This window comes from Nonomuraea sp. NPDC002799, assembly GCF_053592075.1.
In genome coordinates, this window is the sequence record NZ_JBSFVA010000016.1 from 113,691 (window position 1) to 126,966 (window position 13,276).

General features: G+C 71.0%; 11 protein-coding genes. 8 read left to right on the forward strand and 3 right to left on the reverse strand.

The genetic code is table 11. The annotated features are described in order from the left end of the window. Positions 1–38: 38 nt before the first annotated feature. From hutI to ACWD0F_RS27460, 3 genes are all read right to left on the reverse strand, one after another. Positions 39–1,247 (reverse strand): imidazolonepropionase, encoded by a 1,209-nt coding sequence (hutI, locus tag ACWD0F_RS27450; RefSeq protein ID WP_449880190.1) that lies wholly within the window; start codon positions 1,245–1,247, stop codon positions 39–41. A gap of 505 nt (positions 1,248–1,752) precedes the next feature. Continuing rightward, positions 1,753–3,165 carry a GTPase HflX gene (hflX, locus tag ACWD0F_RS27455; protein ID WP_449880386.1) on the reverse strand — a complete coding sequence of 471 codons (1,413 nt, stop codon included), beginning with the start codon at positions 3,163–3,165 and terminating at the stop codon, positions 1,753–1,755. 84 nt (positions 3,166–3,249) lie between these two features. Beyond that, positions 3,250–3,942, reverse strand: coding sequence for a DUF4097 family beta strand repeat-containing protein (locus ACWD0F_RS27460; RefSeq protein ID WP_449880192.1), 693 nt, complete (start codon positions 3,940–3,942; stop codon positions 3,250–3,252). Positions 3,943–4,108: 166 nt separating this feature from the next. On the opposite strand from ACWD0F_RS27460, the gene aceB reads away from it, so the two are divergent. The 8 genes from aceB to ACWD0F_RS27500 all read left to right on the forward strand — a co-directional run bounded on the left by aceB (position 4,109) and on the right by ACWD0F_RS27500 (position 13,267). After that, positions 4,109–5,686 (forward strand): malate synthase A, encoded by a 1,578-nt coding sequence (gene aceB / locus ACWD0F_RS27465; RefSeq protein ID WP_449880194.1) that lies wholly within the window; start codon positions 4,109–4,111, stop codon positions 5,684–5,686. Positions 5,687–5,710: 24 nt separating this feature from the next. After that, the gene (locus ACWD0F_RS27470; RefSeq protein ID WP_449880388.1) at positions 5,711–7,147 is read left to right on the forward strand and encodes an FAD-linked oxidase C-terminal domain-containing protein; all 1,437 of its coding nucleotides are present in this window, start codon (positions 5,711–5,713) and stop codon (positions 7,145–7,147) included. A gap of 8 nt (positions 7,148–7,155) precedes the next feature. After that, positions 7,156–8,322 (forward strand): FAD-binding oxidoreductase, encoded by a 1,167-nt coding sequence (locus tag ACWD0F_RS27475; protein WP_449880196.1) that lies wholly within the window; start codon positions 7,156–7,158, stop codon positions 8,320–8,322. A gap of 1 nt (position 8,323) precedes the next feature. Beyond that, positions 8,324–9,526 (forward strand): (Fe-S)-binding protein, encoded by a 1,203-nt coding sequence (locus ACWD0F_RS27480; RefSeq protein ID WP_449880198.1) that lies wholly within the window; start codon positions 8,324–8,326, stop codon positions 9,524–9,526. Beyond that, a complete protein-coding gene (locus ACWD0F_RS27485; protein WP_449880200.1) occupies positions 9,523–10,269 on the forward strand; it encodes an IclR family transcriptional regulator in 747 nt (248 codons plus the stop codon). Before ACWD0F_RS27480 ends, ACWD0F_RS27485 begins: the two co-directional genes overlap by 4 nt. A gap of 63 nt (positions 10,270–10,332) precedes the next feature. Next, the gene (locus ACWD0F_RS27490; RefSeq protein WP_449880202.1) at positions 10,333–11,073 is read left to right on the forward strand and encodes an IclR family transcriptional regulator; all 741 of its coding nucleotides are present in this window, start codon (positions 10,333–10,335) and stop codon (positions 11,071–11,073) included. Between the two features lie 4 nt (positions 11,074–11,077). Further along, complete coding sequence (locus tag ACWD0F_RS27495) at positions 11,078–11,290, forward strand: DUF2277 domain-containing protein (protein ID WP_449880204.1); 213 nt, start codon at positions 11,078–11,080, stop codon at positions 11,288–11,290. A gap of 63 nt (positions 11,291–11,353) precedes the next feature. After that, positions 11,354–13,267 (forward strand): hypothetical protein, encoded by a 1,914-nt coding sequence (locus tag ACWD0F_RS27500; RefSeq protein ID WP_449880206.1) that lies wholly within the window; start codon positions 11,354–11,356, stop codon positions 13,265–13,267. Positions 13,268–13,276: the final 9 nt, after the last annotated feature.

Genomic DNA, 13,276 nt, shown 5'->3' on the forward strand with positions numbered 1-13,276 from the left:
TGACAACGGCGACCGATGGCGACATGACCCGGGATCGGCTACTGGACCGGGGTTCCACCCCGCCACACCCGGCGCGGCTTGAGGCCGAAGGACCAGGCGAACGCGCCCTCGTGGTCGGCGTCCCACTGCACGATGTCGGCCAGCCGTCCAGGAGCCAGCACGCCCCGGTCCGGTGCGCCCAGGACGGTCGCGCCACCGAGCGTGGCGGCCCGGAGCGCGTCGTTGACGCTCATCCCGAACGCCGACACCGCCATGGCGATCACCAGGGACATGGAGGTGATGCCGCAGTAGCCGGGGTTGTGGTCGCTGCCGAGCGCGATCTGCACGCCATGCTTGATCATCTGACGCACCGGTGGCAGGTGGCCGCGCTGCAGGGCCGTGGCCGGGCAGACGACGGCGGGCACGCCGTAACGGGACATGATGGCGATGTCCTCGTCGGACATGTGGTGCAGCCCGTCGGCGGAGGCGCAGCCCAGCTCGGCGGCGAGCTGGACGGCGCCCCGGCGGCTGAAGAGGCCGCCGTGGATGCGCGGCAGCAGGCCGACGTTGCGGCCGGAGGCGAGGACCCAGCGGGACTCCTCGGTGGTGAAGTGGCCCTCGTCGCAGTAGACGTCGACGCTGTCGGCGCCCGCCGCGGCGGCGTCGGCGCACCAGGCGCCCACGGCCTCGACGTATTCGCGCTGACGGCCGAAGTATTCGGGCGGCACCACGTGCGCGGCCAGGAACGTGACGTGCACCCGCGGCATCATCGGCTCCTTCTCCAGCTCGCGCAGGAGCCGCACGTCGGCGAGCTCGCCGTCGCGGGTGAGGTGGTAGCCGGTCTTGGCCTCGACGGTGGTGGTGCCGCTGAGCAGCCAGCCGCGCAGCCGCTCGCGCACGCCGTTGCAGAGGGTCCACGGGTCGGTGCCGCGGGTCACGGTGACGGTGGAGCCCACGCCGCCGCCCGCCGCGGTGATCGAGGCGGAGGTGGAGCCGCCGGTGCGGATGGCCAGCTCGGCGTAGCGGTTGCCGGCGTAGACGGGGTGGGTGTGGGCGTCGATGAGGCCCGGCGTCACCAGGGCGCCGCCCAGGTTTTCGACGTGGTCGACGTCGACGATGTCGTCGACGACTCCGGGCACGCTCTGCGGCAGGTCGGGCGCGCGCCCGACCCACGCGATGCGATCGTTGTGCACGAGGATGGCGGCGTTGCTCAGGACCTCGTTGCCGGTCCAGAGCCGGCCGATGTTGGTCAGCAGTCGAACGGTCACCGCATCACCGCCCTGCGCGAAGCCGTGTTCGCATCCGGGCGCGCGGGCAGCGCCCAGCGCGCGGACTGTGCCGCGCCCACTGAGTCCGCTCCGGGTCCGGACGACATGGGGGGTCTCCTGCTCTCATCCGCATCGTGCTGTGCGGTGACCGTCGCCAGGGCATGATCCCGGCGATTTCAGTTCAGTTACGTTATTTCACAGTCGGGCTTGCTGTACAGGGTTATTCGGAAGAAAGACCACTCATCCCAGCCGTTACCCAGCCCCACATCGTCCCCATGGCCCCCGCTGACGACTTCGATACCCACAGTCAGCATCCGAAACCTAGAACCCAAACTCAAAAACCCGACCAACGTTAGGTCTGGCCATCCTAGCAATCCCTAGGTTCGGCGACCACTGCCGCTTTTGGGCAACTCTGTGAGTTTTACGGGGGGCGGCGGGTGCGCATAGCGAACGGCCTGGCCATCGCCCTGCGAAGGACGACGACCAGACCGTGCCGTTGGGGACGCTAGGAGACGCGCTCGACCGGCTTGCCCACCCGCAGCAACTCCTGCGACAGGCTGGGCAGCACCCGGGCGTGCAGGATCGTCCCGTCCTCCACGTGGTCCACCGAGAGCACCTCGCCCTCCTTGTGGGCCCGCGAGATCAGGTCGCCCCGGTCGTAGGGGACCAGCACCTGGACCTCGTGATCCAGCCGCGGCAGCTCCCGCTCGATGAGCTCCAGCAGCTCCGGAATGCCCTGGCCCGTCCGGGCCGACACCACGATGCTGTCGCGCTCGCGCCGCAGGATGCGGTCGATCACTTCCTGGTCGGCGGCGTCGGCCTTGTTGATCACGACGATCTCGCGGACGTCGGAGGCGCCGTCGATGTCGGCGAACACCTCGCGGACCGCCGCGAGCTGCCCCTCGGGGTCGGGGTGCGAGCCGTCGACCACGTGCAGGATCAGGTCGGCGTCGGCGACCTCCTCCAGCGTGGACCGGAACGCCTCGACGAGCTGGTGCGGCAGGTGGCGGACGAAGCCGACGGTGTCGGCGATCGTGAACACCCGGCCCTCCGACGTGCGCGCACGGCGCACGGTCGGGTCGAGGGTGGCGAACAGCGAGTCCTCCACCAGCACGCCCGCGCCGGTGATGCGGTTGAGCAGCGAGGACTTGCCGGCGTTGGTGTAGCCGGCGATGGCCACGGCCGGAACCTCGCGGCGCTGCCGCTGGTAACGCATGGTGTCGCGGGTGGTGGACATGCCGCCGATCTGGCGGCGCAGCTTGGCCATCCGCTCGCGGATGCGCCGGCGGTCCAGCTCGATCTTGGTCTCACCGGGGCCACGGCCGCCGATGCCGACGCCGCCCGCGGCCCGGCCGCCGACCTGCCGGGACAGGTTGCCACCCCAGCCGCGCAGGCGGGGCAGCAGGTATTGCAGCTGCGCGAGCTCGACCTGGGCCTTGCCCTCGCGGCTCTTGGCGTGCTGGGCGAAGATGTCGAGGATCAGCGCGGTGCGGTCGATCACCTTGACCTTGACCGTCTCCTCAAGCTGGCGGAGCTGGCCGGGGGCCAGCTCGCCGTCGCAGATCACGGTGTCGGCGCCGCTGGACTCGACCACGTCACGCAGCTCAAGGGCCTTGCCCGAGCCGATGTAGGTGGCCGGGTCGGGCTTCTGGCGCCGCTGGATGAGCCCGTCGAGCACTTCGGAGCCGGCCGTTTCGGCCAGCAGCTTCAGCTCCAGCAAGGAGTTCTCGGCATCGGTGACCGTGCCAGAGGTCCAGACGCCGACGAGAACGACCCGCTCGAGCCGGAGTTGCCGGTACTCGACCTCGGAGACATCCTGGAGTTCGGTGGAGAGGCCCGCCACGCGGCGCAGCGCCTGGCGCTCCTCTAGGTCCATGTCGCCGGTCTCGAACTCGTCGAGCGCGGTGTATTCGTGCATTCGTGTCATCTCTATTAGGGAACGTCTGGACACCTCGATGTCTTCCCACGATGGTGGCACGACATCCCCTGCGTCATCACCTGGTTATCCAGGCATCACGCTGAGGTCGCCAGACCCCGAGGTCAAGGAGATCTTGTGCGCGGAGGAGGCGTCGGTCTTGACCGAAACCGTCGCGTCACCGGATCCGACATCAGTTTTCACGTCATAAGCGCCGTCGGGAAGATTGAGCGCGACATCTCCTGAACCGGATTTCACTTCGGCGTCGTCGGGAGCAACCGCGTACTTCAGCTCGATGTTCCCCGACCCCATGTTCACGAACAACTTTTTGCCCGCCAGCCCCGTGGCGTCCACGTCACCGGAGCCCGCGTGCACGTCGATCGGGCCCGTCAGGCTCCTGAGCGTGAGGTTGCCCGAGCCGGTCTCCAGGTCGAGCGCCATCCCCTTGGGTACTTCGATCTTGTAGTCGACGCCGCAACTCCCCCAGTTCGACGGGCAGTCGTAGGTGACGAACAGCGCGCCGCCCTCGACCTTGTGCTCCGGCTTGGGCTTGTCGTCGCCGCGCCAGCGCAGCGTCTCGACGACCCGGATGGCGGAGCCGTCGATCTCCGTGATCACCGCTTCACCCGCATTGCTCTTGAGCCGGAGCTTGGCGACCTGCTCCGTCACCTCGTACGACGCCGTGTCCTGGTTGGTGGAGCCGCCGATGCTGTCGAGCCCGCAGCCGGTCAGCAGCAGTGCGGAGGCGAGCAGGCCGCCCGCGATAACCATCGTCTTCATGGTGTTCAGCCTGTCCTGGCCTGGGCACGGTCCGCATCGGGGATGACCCGGACCACCCCCCGGGGCTACCCCAGCTTTGACCCGGGAACGGGTACCGGAGTACTTTCACTTCCACAATCCAGAATTCATTTTCCACCTGGTGGAAAACTCAGGGGAAAGAGGTCTCATGGAGATCACCGGCCCGATGCTCGACAGGTTCGACGAGATCCTCACGCCCGAGGCGCTCGCGTTCGTGGCGGCTCTCCAGCGCGAGTTCGATCCCCGGCGGCTGGAGCTGCTGGCGGCCCGGCAGGACCGGCAGGCGGAGTTGTCGGCCGGCGGCACGCTCGACTTCCTGCCCGAGACCAAGCAGGTCAGGGAGGGCGACTGGCGGGTCTCGGCCCCGGCGCCCGGCCTTGAGGACCGCCGCGTCGAGATCACCGGCCCCGTCGACAAGAAGATGACCATCAACGCGCTCAACTCCGGCGCCAAGGTGTGGCTGGCCGACTTCGAGGACGCCAACTCCCCGCTCTGGGCCAACTGCGTGAGCGGCCATCTCAACCTCCGCGACGCGCTCGACCGCACGATCGACTTCGAGACCGGCGGCAAGTCCTACACGCTGCGGCCCGACGACGAGCTGGCCACGGTCGTGGTGCGCCCGCGCGGCTGGCACCTGGACGAGAAGCACGCCGAGGTCGGCGGCCGGCCGGTGTCGGCGTCGCTGTTCGACTTCGGCCTCTACTTCTTCCACTGCGCCCAGCGGCAGATCGACAAGGGCAAGGGCCCCTACTTCTACCTGCCGAAGATCGAGTCGCACCTGGAGGCGCGGCTCTGGAACGAGGTGTTCACCCGGGCCCAGGAGCTCCTCGGCATCCCGCACGGCACGATCCGCGCGACCGTGCTGATCGAGACCTACCCGGCGGCGTTCGAGATGGAGGAGATCCTTTATGAGCTCCGCGACCACTCGGCCGGGCTCAACGCGGGCCGCTGGGACTACCTGTTCAGCGTGATCAAGAAGTTCAGGACCCGGGGCCGCGAGTTCCTCCTCCCCGAGCGGAACACGGTGACGATGACGGCGCCGTTCATGCGCGCCTACACCGAGCTGCTGGTGCGCACCTGCCACAAGCGCGGCACGCACGCCATCGGCGGGATGGCGGCGTTCATCCCCTCGCGGCGCGACCCCGAGGTGAACGCGGTGGCGCTGGAGAAGGTGCGGGCGGACAAGACGCGCGAGTCGGGCGACGGGTTCGACGGGTCGTGGGTGGCCCACCCCGACCTGGTGCCGGTGTGCCGTGAGGTGTTCGACGGGGTGCTGGGCTCGCGGCCCAACCAGCTCGACCGGCTGCGCGAGGACGTCAGCGTCACCTCCGCCGAGCTGCTCGCCGTCTCCGAGACGCCGGGCGAGATCACCGAGACCGGCCTGCGCGCCAACGTGGACGTGGCGCTGCGCTATCTGGCCGCCTGGATGGGCGGGCTCGGCGCGGTGGCGATCCACAACCTCATGGAGGACGCCGCCACGGCCGAGATCTCGCGCTCGCAGATCTGGCAGTGGATCCACAACGACATCACGCTCGCCGACAGCGGCGCGCGGGTGACGAAGGAGCTGGTCGAGCGGATCATCGCCGAGGAGCTCGACAAGATCGCCACGGAGCCGGGCTACGACGAGAAGTTGTACGCCCAGGCCACCGCGCTGTTCAAGGAAGTCGCGCTGGACGACGACTTCGCGGAGTTCCTGACGCTTCCGGCTTATGCTCGGATGCCGTAAACCCAGGACATAGGGGGATCGGTGCTGGAAACCCTGACGGCGGCCCTGCGCTCGCTGCTGCCCCGCGATTCGGTGATCACCGATCCGGTACGCCTGCGCACCTACGAGTGCGACGGCCTGACCCACCACCGGGCGACCCCGGCCGTGGTCGTGCTGCCGGGCACGGCCGAGCAGGTCGCCCGCGTGGTCCGCCTGTGCAACGACTTCGGCGTGCCCTTCGTGGCCAGAGGGTCGGGCACGGGCCTGTCGGGCGGGGCGCTCCCCCGCGAGGACGGCGTGCTCATCGTCACCACCAAGATGCGCGCGATCCTGGAGATCGACCTGGCCGACCGCCGGGCCGTCGTCGAGCCGGGCGTCACCAACCTCGCCATCACCGAGGCCGTGCGCGCCCAGGGTTACTACTACGCCCCCGACCCCTCCAGCCAGCAGGTCTGCTCCATCGGCGGCAACATCGCGGAGAACTCCGGCGGCGCCCACTGCCTCAAGTACGGCTTCACCGTCAACCACGTCGAAGCCTGCGAGATCGTCACCCCGGACGGCGACCTGGTCACCCTGGACCGCATGGACCCGGGCTACGACCTGCTGGGCACGTTCATCGGCTCGGAGGGGACGCTGGGCATCGCCACCAAGATCACGGTACGCCTCAGCCGCGCGCCGCAGGCCGTCACCACGGTGCTGGCCGCGTTCGAGAGCATCGAGCAGGGCGGCCGGGCCGTCTCGGCGATCATCGGCGCGGGCATCGTGCCGGCCGCGATCGAGATGATGGACGCGCTGGCCATCGAGGCGGCCGAGGCGGCGGTGGCCTGCTCCTATCCGGCGGGCGCCGGCGCCGTGCTGATCGTCGAGCTGGACGGGCCGGAGGCGGAGGTGGAGCGGCAGTTCGCGCAGCTCAGGGAGATCTGCTCGGACGCGTTCGAGCTGCGCGTGGCGGCCGATCCGGCCGAGCGGGCGGCGATCTGGAAGGGCCGCAAGTCGGCGTTCGCGGCCGTCGGGCGGATCAGCCCGGCCTACATCGTGCAGGACGGCGTGGTGCCGCGCACCTCGTTGCCCGCCGTGCTGGCCGCCATCGACCGGCTCTCGCGCGAGCACGGGATCAGGGTGGCCAACGTCTTCCACGCCGGGGACGGCAACCTGCATCCGCTGGTGCTGTTCGACGACGCGGAGCCGGGGGCGGGCGAGCGGGCCGAGGTGGTGTCCGCGGCGATCCTGGACCTGTGCATCGAGCACGGCGGCTCCATCACGGGCGAGCACGGGGTCGGGGTGGACAAGTCGCGGTACATGCCGAGGATGTTCAGCGCGGACGATCTGGACACCATGCAGCTCGTCCGGTGCGCGTTCGACCCTCAGGGCCTGTCGAACCCGGGCAAGGTGTTCCCCACGCCCAGGTTGTGCGGTGAGGTTCCGGGGGTGCGCAAAGGCGTGCATCCTCTGGTGGAGTCCGGGAAAGCGGAGCAGTTTTGATCCCTGGAGTGACGGTCAGGCAGGCCGGCGAGGACGACGCGGTGGGCGGCGTGCCGCCCCGCTGGGTGGCGCTGCCGGAGACGGTCGAGGAGGTCGCGGCCGTGCTCCGGGCCTGCGCCGAGCGGGACCTGGCGGTGGTGCCCGCCGGCGGCGGCACCAAGCTGCACTGGGGACGCCCGCCGGAGCGCTGCGACGTGCTGCTCGACCTGTGCTGCATGAACGAGATCCTGGAGCACGCCGCGGGTGACCTCGTGGTGCGCGCGCAGGCCGGGGTGACCATGGACACCCTGTCGGCCGCGCTGGCCGTCCAGGGCCAGGAGCTGGCCTTGGACGTGCCGTTCACCGAGGACACGACCGTCGGCGGCACGCTCGCCGCCGCGCTGCCCGGCCCCCGTTCCTTCCGCTACGGCGGCGCCCGCGACCTGCTCATCGGCATCACGGTCGTGCTGCCCGACGGCACGATCGCCAAGTCGGGCGGCAAAGTGGTCAAGAACGTCGCCGGCTACGACCTGGGCAAGCTCTTCACCGGCTCGTACGGCACGCTCGGCGTCATCGCCGAGGCCACGTTCCGCCTGCATCCGCTGCCCGCCGACCGCGTGTGGATCACGGCGGAGGTCGATCGCGCCGCGCTGCCGCCCATCACCGCCGCGCTGGCGGCCTCGCAGGCCGAGCCGAGCGCGGTCGAGGTCGACCGGCCCGCCCCGGACGGGCCGCTGAGCCTGGCGGTGCTGGTCGAGGGCGCGGCGGCGGGGGCACGGGCCGAGGCGCTGCGCCAGGTGATCGGCGCCGGGTCCATCGGCGCGGGCAAACCGGCGTGGTGGGGGCTGATCCAGCAGGACGACGTGCTGGTGGAGGTGCGTTTTCCTCCTTCGGCCACGGCGGCGGTCCTCGACGCGACCGCCGCGACCGGGATGGCGCTGCGGGGGTCGCCGGTCTCCGGCCGGGTGCTGCTGGAGTCGTGGGAGGCGCCCGGGGAGCGGGCGCTGGCGGCCCTGGTGACCAGGCTCCGGGAGGCGGTCGAGACGGCCGGGGGGCGGGTGCACGTGCTCGCCACGCCGTACGAGAGCGTCGACAGGTGGGGGCAGGTGAGCGGGCTGCCGTTGATGCGGCGGGTCAAGGAACGGTTCGATCCCGGGCGCAGGATGTCCCCCGGACGGTACGTGGGAGGCATCTGACATGGACCCGGAACTCATCGGCGACTGCGTGCACTGCGGGTTCTGCCTGCCGACGTGCCCGACCTACGCGTTGTGGGGCGAGGAGATGGACTCGCCGCGCGGGCGCATTCATCTGATGAAGCAGCACGTCGAGGGCACGCCCATGACGCCGGAGATGGCCGGGCACTTCGACGCCTGCCTGGGCTGCATGGCCTGCGTGACGGCCTGCCCGTCCGGGGTGCGGTATGACCGGCTGATCGAGCAGACCAGGGTCGTGGTGGAGCGGGAGCACGTACGCGAGCCGCAGGAGCGGGCCGTGCGCGAGATCGTGTTCAGCCTGTTCCCCTACCCGCGCCGGTTGCGCCTGCTCCGGCCGGGCATGTGGCTGGCCGAGCGGATGGCGCCGTTCCTCGGCCGGGTGCATCCCAGCCTGGGCGCCATGGCGGCCCTGGCGCCGCGCGTGACGCGGCGTCAGCGCATGCCGCGCGTGGTCAGGGCCAGGGGCGAGCGCCGGGCCGTGGTCGGGATGCTCACCGGATGTGTGCAGGGCGAGTTCTTTCCGCAGGTCAACGCGGCCACGGCCCGGGTGCTCGCGCTGGAGGGCTGCGACGTGGTCATCCCCCAGGGTCAGGGCTGCTGCGGCGCGCTCAGCGTGCACGCGGGACGGGCGGAGCAGGCCGAACGGCTGGCGCGCAGGACGGTCAGGACGTTCGAGCGCGCCGGGGTCGACACCGTCGTGGTGAACGCGGCGGGCTGCGGCTCGTCCATGAAGGAGTACGCCGAGCTGCTCGGCCGCGAGCCCGGGTTCAGGGTCGCCGACCTGTCGGAGTACCTGGCCGAGCTGGGCCCGGTCGCCGAACGGCATCCGCTGCCGCTGACCGTGGCCTACCACGACGCCTGCCACCTGGCCCACGCGCAGGGCGTCCGGGCGCAGCCGCGCGCGTTGCTGGGCGGCATCCCGGAGCTGGAGCTGCGGGAGATCCCCGAGTCGGCGATCTGCTGCGGCTCGGCGGGCACGTACAACATGCTGCAGCCGCAGGCCGCGCAGGACCTCGGCGACCGCAAGGCGCAGGCGGTCGGCACGACCGGCGCCGAGTTGCTGGTCTCGGCCAACCCGGGCTGCACCATGCAGATCGCCGCGGCCATGCGGCGGGCCGGCGCGGACATCAGGGTGGCGCACACGGCCGAGGTGCTCGACGCCTCCCTGCGCGGGGTCTCGTTGTGAGCGTGCAGTCGGTCGAGCGGGCGCTCGACGTGCTGGAGGCCCTGGCGGAGCACGGCGGCGAGGCGGGCCTGTCGGAGATCGCCGCCAGGACCGGCCTGCCGTACGGGACCATCCACCGGCTGCTGCAGACCCTGCTCGCGCGCGGCTACGTGCGCCAGGAGTCGGATCGCCGCTACGCGCTGGGCGGCGGCCTGGTGCGCCTGGGCGGCATCGCCGAGAGCATGGTCGGCGTGTGGGCCCAGCCCTATCTGACCAAGATGGTCGAGCTGTCGGGCGAGACCGCGAACCTGGCCGTGCTCGAAGGCGACTTCATCGTCTACGTGGCGCAGGTGCCCTCGCCGCGCCGGCTGCGGATGTTCGCCGAGGTGGGCCGGCGGGTGCTGCCGCACAGCACGGCCGTGGGCAAGGTGCTGCTCGCCGGGCGGCCGGCCGCCGAGGCGATGGCCGTCTTCGAGCGCACGGGCATGCCCCGCCGCACCCCGAACACGATCACCGACCTCGCGGCCATGCTCACCGAGCTCGACGCCGTCAAGGGCCGGGGCTATGCCATGGACCTGGGCGAGGAGGAGCTGGGCGTGCACTGCCTGGCCGTGCCGGTGTGGGACGGCGACCGGGTGGTCGCCGCGATGTCGGTGTCGGGGCCGGCCGAGCGGATCGACGTGCTCGACCGCGACGACCTGGCGCGGGGCCTGCGCAAGATCGCCCTCGACTTCGGCGGCGAGCTCAGCCCGGCGGCGGGCTGATCGGTTGTGGCCGACGCGGGCTGAACAGCCCATCGCGCCGCCGGCGACGTATCCTGTTGCGCTATGGGCAACACCTCGACGGTTCAGTCGGTCGACCGGGCCATCGCGATCCTGGAGATCCTGGCCCGTGACGGCGCCACCCGGGTGACGGATCTCGCGGTGGCGCTGGACGTGCACAAGTCCACGGCGTTCCGGCTGCTGGCGGCCCTGGAGCAGGGCGGGCTGGTGGAGCAGAGCGGCGACCGGGGGCGTTACCGGCTCGGGTTCGGCGTGGTGCGGCTGGCCGGCGCGGCCACGGCCCAGCTCGACCTCTCCCGCGAGAGCAAACCCGTGTGCCTGCGCCTGGCGGAGGCGGTCGGCGAGACCGTCAACATCGCGGTGCCGCAGGACGGCTACACGGTCAACATCAGCCAGGTGCGCGGCCCCGCGGCGATCTCGGGGCACAACTGGGTCGGGCAGCGCACCCCCTCCCACGCCACCTCCAGCGGGAAGGTGCTGCTGGCCTTCGGCGCCCTGCGGCTGCCCGCCGAGCTGGAGCGCTACACCCCGCACACGATCACCTCGGCGGCCGCACTCGGCCTCGACCAGATCAGGGAGCGCGGCTGGGCGGCCACCGTGGAGGAGCTGGAGGTGGGCCTGAACGCGGCGGCGGCGCCGGTCAGGGGCAGCGACGGCTCGGTGGTGGCCGCGGTGAGCGTCTCGGGGCCGTCCTACCGGCTGACTCCCGAGCGGCTGCCCGAGGTGGGCGAGCTGCTGGCCGGGGGCGCGCGGGAGATAAGCCAGCGGATCGGCTATTACCGTTGAGGGCATGTGCAGAAGCATCAAGACGTTGCGGCCCCCGTACACCGAGAGCGTGACCGAGGACGACGTGCGCGCGGCGGCGCTGCAGTACGTCAGGAAGATCTCCGGGTTCCGCGCGCCCGCCGCGCACAACGCGGAGGCGTTCGACCAAGCCGTGGAGGCGATCACCAGGGCGTCCGAGGAGCTGCTGGCGGCGCTGGAAGTTCGCGGGAGTCGTTGACAGGCCCCTGCCTCGGGAGAAGTGTTCCCTGGTATAACCCCAGCGACCCCCCAGGGAGCTCCCATGATCAGCGGGTTGTACCAGGGACAGGACGGCGACTCGCGGCTGGCGCTCCGGGTAGACGTCGACGGCAACCGGCCCGCCGGGCGGGTGAGCGGCGACCTGTTCGCGGTGGTGGGCGCGACGACGTCCTACGTGGGCTCGTTCGTGGTCAACTCCCCCGCCGTGCACGCCGAAGGGGACGAGGTGCGGATCGAGGGCCTGGGGATCTTCACCTACGAGACGGTGTCGAACGACGTGAGCGTCACGATCACCGACGGCTCCGGGACCGCCACGCTGGCGGGACGTCCGTACGAGGTGGCCTTCGCCTCGCCGTTCTTCCGCAGCGTGCTGCTGGAGCAGGACTCCGTGACGGGGGCCCTGCCGTTCGTGTCGTACCCGACCGGGTCGTTGCCGGGCCCGAGCGGGTCGCCCGTGCGGGAGCTGAGCGTGAGCGCGGCCTACGCGGAGGCGGGCATCGAGCTGACCCTGGCCGAGCCGGGCGTGATCCCGGTGGACGGATCGGGCGCCGATCTGGCGTGGGACGACGCCGAGCTGCACCATGCGATGACGCAGCAGTTCGGCGCGTTCGGCGACGCGCCGGCCTGGCGGGTGTGGCTGCTGGTGGCCAGCAAGCACGTGGGCGGCTACCGGGGGATCATGTTCGACTACAACGACGGGCACCAGCGGCAGGGGTCCGCGGTGTTCTACGACGCGATCAAGGGGGACACGCCGCAGGCGCGGCGGGCGCAGCTCCGGACGTACGTGCACGAGCTCGGGCACGCCTTCAACCTGCTGCACTCCTGGCAGAAGAACCTCGGCACCCCGCCGCAGCCGCTCGGCCGGGACGGCGGCTTCGGCGACCTGTCGTGGATGAACTACGTGCAGAACTACCGTCCCGGCGGCGAGCAGGGCTACTGGGCGGCGTTCCCGTTCCAGTTCACCGATCCGGAGCTGGCGCACCTGCGGCACGGCTTCTACCGTGACGTGGCCATGGGCGCGAACGCGTTCGGCACCGGGGCGGCCGAGATCCAGCCGTTCGAGTTGCCGGTCGAGGACTTCTCCGGGTTGCGGCTGGAGGTCCGGCCCAAGGAGTCGTACGAGCTCGGCGAGCCGGTCGTGGTCGAGTTCAAGCTCTCCTACCTCGGCGAGCCGCGCTCCACGCACGGGCACCTGCACCCCGACACGGAGTTCACCCAGGTGTCGATCACGCAGCCGGGCGGCAGGACCGTGCTGTACCGGCCGATGATGCGGCACTGCGTGGACACCTCGCCGGAGATCCGGCTGGACGCCGGCAACCCGGCCATGTACCGCAGCGCGTACATCGGGCACGGCCGCGACGGGCACTACTTCCAGCAGCCCGGCGAGTACCAGGTGCGCGCCCAGTACATCGCCGCCGACGGCTCCCGCATCGTCTCCCCCTCCTGCCTGGTGCGGGTGCGTTTCCCGGTCGGCCGGGACGACCACCAGGTGGCCGAGCTGATGCTGGGCGAGGAGCAGGGCAAGCTGTTCTCGCTGCAGGGCTCCGACTCGCCGGCGCTGCGGTCGGGCAACGAGGCGCTGGACGAGGTGATCGACAGGTACGGCGAGCACCCGCTGGCCGTCTACGCCCGGCTGGTCAAGGGGCTGAACGCCGAGCGGGAGTTCAAGGCGGTGACGGCGGGCAAGCGGCTGCGCGTCCGGCCGCCCGACCCCAAGCAGGGCATCGAGCTGCTGACCTCGGTGGCCAGGCAGGCCGACATCGACAACATCACCCTCAACCTGGTGATGCGCCGCCTGGCCAGGGCCGAGGCACGGCAGGGCGATCTGGAGCGGGCGAACGCGGTCATGGACCAGATGGTCGCCACCTTCGCGGCGAAGGGGGTCAACCCCATCATCATGGGGCAGATCAGGAGGCAGGCCGAGCTGACGAAGACCGCGCTCGGCGCCGAGGGCTGAGATCCGCCG